Origin of the sequence: Pseudomonas sp. KB-10 (genome assembly GCF_018221585.1) — a bacterium.
Classification (GTDB): Bacteria; Pseudomonadota; Gammaproteobacteria; order Pseudomonadales; family Pseudomonadaceae; genus Aquipseudomonas; species Aquipseudomonas yangonensis.
This window is the reverse complement of the sequence record NZ_QYYB01000018.1, coordinates 1-5,234: the sequence shown is the minus strand read 5'-3', so window position 1 is coordinate 5,234 and position 5,234 is coordinate 1. Positions and strand designations below refer to the sequence as shown.

Below are 5,234 nucleotides of genomic sequence, written 5' to 3'. Positions count from 1 at the left end.
GTTTAGGGTTTTCTCAAAACCCAAGCAGTATTGAACTGAAGAGTTTGATCATGGCTCAGATTGAACGCTGGCGGCAGGCCTAACACATGCAAGTCGAGCGGATGAAGGGAGCTTGCTCCCTGATTTAGCGGCGGACGGGTGAGTAATGCCTAGGAATCTGCCTGGTAGTGGGGGATAACGTTCCGAAAGGAACGCTAATACCGCATACGTCCTACGGGAGAAAGCAGGGGACCTTCGGGCCTTGCGCTATCAGATGAGCCTAGGTCGGATTAGCTAGTTGGTGAGGTAATGGCTCACCAAGGCGACGATCCGTAACTGGTCTGAGAGGATGATCAGTCACACTGGAACTGAGACACGGTCCAGACTCCTACGGGAGGCAGCAGTGGGGAATATTGGACAATGGGCGAAAGCCTGATCCAGCCATGCCGCGTGTGTGAAGAAGGTCTTCGGATTGTAAAGCACTTTAAGTTGGGAGGAAGGGCGTTTGGCTAATATCCAAGCGTTTTGACGTTACCGACAGAATAAGCACCGGCTAACTTCGTGCCAGCAGCCGCGGTAATACGAAGGGTGCAAGCGTTAATCGGAATTACTGGGCGTAAAGCGCGCGTAGGTGGTTCGTTAAGTTGGATGTGAAAGCCCCGGGCTCAACCTGGGAACTGCATCCAAAACTGGCGAGCTAGAGTACGGTAGAGGGTAGTGGAATTTCCTGTGTAGCGGTGAAATGCGTAGATATAGGAAGGAACACCAGTGGCGAAGGCGACTACCTGGACTGATACTGACACTGAGGTGCGAAAGCGTGGGGAGCAAACAGGATTAGATACCCTGGTAGTCCACGCCGTAAACGATGTCAACTAGCCGTTGGGTTCCTTGAGAACTTAGTGGCGCAGCTAACGCATTAAGTTGACCGCCTGGGGAGTACGGCCGCAAGGTTAAAACTCAAATGAATTGACGGGGGCCCGCACAAGCGGTGGAGCATGTGGTTTAATTCGAAGCAACGCGAAGAACCTTACCTGGCCTTGACATGCTGAGAACTTTCCAGAGATGGATTGGTGCCTTCGGGAACTCAGACACAGGTGCTGCATGGCTGTCGTCAGCTCGTGTCGTGAGATGTTGGGTTAAGTCCCGTAACGAGCGCAACCCTTGTCCTTAGTTACCAGCACGTTATGGTGGGCACTCTAAGGAGACTGCCGGTGACAAACCGGAGGAAGGTGGGGATGACGTCAAGTCATCATGGCCCTTACGGCCAGGGCTACACACGTGCTACAATGGTCGGTACAAAGGGTTGCCAAGCCGCGAGGTGGAGCTAATCCCATAAAACCGATCGTAGTCCGGATCGCAGTCTGCAACTCGACTGCGTGAAGTCGGAATCGCTAGTAATCGTGAATCAGAATGTCACGGTGAATACGTTCCCGGGCCTTGTACACACCGCCCGTCACACCATGGGAGTGGGTTGCTCCAGAAGTAGCTAGTCTAACCTTCGGGGGGACGGTTACCACGGAGTGATTCATGACTGGGGTGAAGTCGTAACAAGGTAGCCGTAGGGGAACCTGCGGCTGGATCACCTCCTTAATCGAAGACATCAGCTTCTTCATAAGCTCCCACACGAATTGCTTGATTCACTGTAGAAGACGATGCTGTAACGCGGCGACCCTGTTATAGGTCTGTAGCTCAGTTGGTTAGAGCGCACCCCTGATAAGGGTGAGGTCGGCAGTTCAAATCTGCCCAGACCTACCAATTCAGGTGCAGATGCTTACGGGGCCATAGCTCAGCTGGGAGAGCGCCTGCTTTGCACGCAGGAGGTCAGCGGTTCGATCCCGCTTGGCTCCACCATTACAGCATGATCGTAGAGAGTTCAGAAATGAGCGCTTCAGGGTGAGCCTGTCGAGTGCTGATTTCTGGTCTTTTGACCGGTAAGAAAATCGTTCTTTAAAAATTTGGATATGTGATAGAAGTGACTAACAGCGTGTTTCACTGCACGTTGTTAATCAAGGCAAAATTTGTAGTTCTCAAGACGCAAATTTTCGGCGAATGTCGTCTTCACGATTGAGACAGTAACCAGATTGCTTGGGGTTATATGGTCAAGTGAAGAAGCGCATACGGTGGATGCCTTGGCAGTCAGAGGCGATGAAAGACGTGGTAGCCTGCGAAAAGCTTTGGGGAGTCGGCAAACAGACTGTGATCCAGAGATCTCTGAATGGGGGAACCCACCTAGGATAACCTAGGTATCTTGTACTGAATCCATAGGTGCAAGAGGCGAACCAGGGGAACTGAAACATCTAAGTACCCTGAGGAAAAGAAATCAACCGAGATTCCCTAAGTAGTGGCGAGCGAACGGGGACTAGCCCTTAAGTTGATTTGAGTGTAGTGGAAGGCTCTGGAAAGTGCCGCCGTAGTGGGTGATAGCCCCGTACACGAAACGCTCTTATCAATGAAATCGAGTAGGACGGGGCACGAGAAACCTTGTCTGAACATGGGGGGACCATCCTCCAAGGCTAAATACTACTGACTGACCGATAGTGAACCAGTACCGTGAGGGAAAGGCGAAAAGAACCCCGGAGAGGGGAGTGAAATAGAACCTGAAACCGTATGCGTACAAGCAGTGGGAGCCTACTTTGTTGGGTGACTGCGTACCTTTTGTATAATGGGTCAGCGACTTATATTCAGTGGCGAGCTTAACCGAATAGGGGAGGCGTAGCGAAAGCGAGTCTTAATAGGGCGCTTTAGTCGCTGGGTATAGACCCGAAACCGGGCGATCTATCCATGGGCAGGTTGAAGGTTAGGTAACACTGACTGGAGGACCGAACCGACTACCGTTGAAAAGTTAGCGGATGACCTGTGGATCGGAGTGAAAGGCTAATCAAGCTCGGAGATAGCTGGTTCTCCTCGAAAGCTATTTAGGTAGCGCCTCGTGTATCACTGCTGGGGGTAGAGCACTGTTTCGGCTAGGGGGTCATCCCGACTTACCAAACCGATGCAAACTCCGAATACCAGCAAGTGTCAGCACGGGAGACACACGGCGGGTGCTAACGTCCGTCGTGAAAAGGGAAACAACCCAGACCGTCAGCTAAGGTCCCAAAGTTATGGTTAAGTGGGAAACGATGTGGGAAGGCTTAGACAGCTAGGAGGTTGGCTTAGAAGCAGCCATCCTTTAAAGAAAGCGTAATAGCTCACTAGTCGAGTCGGCCTGCGCGGAAGATGTAACGGGGCTCAAACCATACACCGAAGCTACGGGTTCATCCTTTGGATGAGCGGTAGAGGAGCGTTCTGTAAGCCTGTGAAGGTGAGTTGAGAAGCTTGCTGGAGGTATCAGAAGTGCGAATGCTGACATGAGTAACGACAATGCGAGTGAAAAACTCGCACGCCGAAAGACCAAGGTTTCCTGCGCAACGTTAATCGACGCAGGGTTAGTCGGCCCCTAAGGCGAGGCAGAAATGCGTAGTCGATGGGAAACGGGTTAATATTCCCGTACTTCTAGTTACTGCGATGGAGGGACGGAGAAGGCTAGGCCAGCACGGCGTTGGTTGTCCGTGTTTAAGGTGGTAGGCTGGTTTCTTAGGTAAATCCGGGAAATCAAGGCCGAGAGCTGATGACGAGCGTTCTTTTAGAATGCGAAGTGGTTGATGCCATGCTTCCAGGAAAAGCTTCTAAGCTTCAGGTAACTAGGAACCGTACCCCAAACCGACACAGGTGGTTAGGTAGAGAATACCAAGGCGCTTGAGAGAACTCGGGTGAAGGAACTAGGCAAAATGGCACCGTAACTTCGGGAGAAGGTGCGCCGGTGAGGGTGAAGCATTTACTGCGTAAGCCCATGCCGGTCGAAGATACCAGGCCGCTGCGACTGTTTATTAAAAACACAGCACTCTGCAAACACGAAAGTGGACGTATAGGGTGTGACGCCTGCCCGGTGCCGGAAGGTTAATTGATGGGGTTAGCGCAAGCGAAGCTCTTGATCGAAGCCCCGGTAAACGGCGGCCGTAACTATAACGGTCCTAAGGTAGCGAAATTCCTTGTCGGGTAAGTTCCGACCTGCACGAATGGCGTAACGATGGCGGCGCTGTCTCCACCCGAGACTCAGTGAAATTGAAATCGCTGTGAAGATGCAGTGTATCCGCGGCTAGACGGAAAGACCCCGTGAACCTTTACTATAGCTTTGCACTGGACTTTGAGCTTGCTTGTGTAGGATAGGTGGGAGGCTTTGAAGTGGGGACGCCAGTTCTCATGGAGCCATCCTTGAAATACCACCCTGGCAACCTTGAGGTTCTAACTCTGGTCCGTCATCCGGATCGAGGACAGTGTATGGTGGGTAGTTTGACTGGGGCGGTCTCCTCCCAAAGAGTAACGGAGGAGTACGAAGGTGCGCTCAGACCGGTCGGAAATCGGTCGTAGAGTATAAAGGCAAAAGCGCGCTTGACTGCGAGACAGACACGTCGAGCAGGTACGAAAGTAGGTCTTAGTGATCCGGTGGTTCTGTATGGAAGGGCCATCGCTCAACGGATAAAAGGTACTCCGGGGATAACAGGCTGATACCGCCCAAGAGTTCATATCGACGGCGGTGTTTGGCACCTCGATGTCGGCTCATCACATCCTGGGGCTGAAGCCGGTCCCAAGGGTATGGCTGTTCGCCATTTAAAGTGGTACGCGAGCTGGGTTTAGAACGTCGTGAGACAGTTCGGTCCCTATCTGCCGTGGACGTTTGAGATTTGAGAGGGGCTGACCTTAGTACGAGAGGACCGGGTTGGACGAACCTCTGGTGTTCCGGTTGTCACGCCAGTGGCATTGCCGGGTAGCTATGTTCGGAAAAGATAACCGCTGAAAGCATCTAAGCGGGAAACTTGCCTCAAGATGAGATCTCACTGGAGCCTTGAGCTCCCTAAAGGGCCGTCGAAGACTACGACGTTGATAGGTGGGGTGTGTAAGCGCTGTGAGGCGTTGAGCTAACCCATACTAATTGCCCGTGAGGCTTGACCATATAACACCCAAACAATCTGCCCTCAGGTAGAGGGTGTCGATGGTGAAGTCGACAGAAAGCCGAAAATTTGCGAGAGCTACAAGCCTCTATCACGTATCCAAGGGATAGCGCCTAACCGCGACATCCCAACCGAATTGCTTGACGACCATAGAGCGTTGGAACCACCTGATCCCATCCCGAACTCAGTAGTGAAACGACGCATCGCCGATGGTAGTGTGGTGCTTCACCATGTGAGAGTAGGTCATCGTCAAGCTCCTATACGAAA

Annotated in this window: 2 tRNA genes and 3 rRNA genes; all 5 read left to right on the top strand. The window is 52.3% G+C overall.

The features are described from left to right. Positions 1–32 precede the first annotated feature (32 nt). The 5 genes from DXK50_RS24650 (at position 33) to rrf (ending at position 5,222) form a co-directional block, all read left to right on the top strand. Positions 33–1,569 (top strand): 16S ribosomal RNA (locus DXK50_RS24650). A gap of 88 nt (positions 1,570–1,657) precedes the next feature. Further along, positions 1,658–1,734, top strand: a tRNA-Ile gene (locus DXK50_RS24645). Positions 1,735–1,754: 20 nt separating this feature from the next. After that, a tRNA-Ala gene (locus tag DXK50_RS24640) sits at positions 1,755–1,830 on the top strand. Positions 1,831–2,076: 246 nt separating this feature from the next. Continuing rightward, a 23S ribosomal RNA gene (locus DXK50_RS24635) occupies positions 2,077–4,969 on the top strand. Positions 4,970–5,106: 137 nt separating this feature from the next. Continuing rightward, a 5S ribosomal RNA gene (rrf, locus tag DXK50_RS24630) occupies positions 5,107–5,222 on the top strand. Together the 16S, 23S and 5S rRNA genes with 2 tRNA genes alongside form the textbook arrangement of a ribosomal RNA operon. The last annotated feature ends 12 nt before the right edge of the window (positions 5,223–5,234 follow it).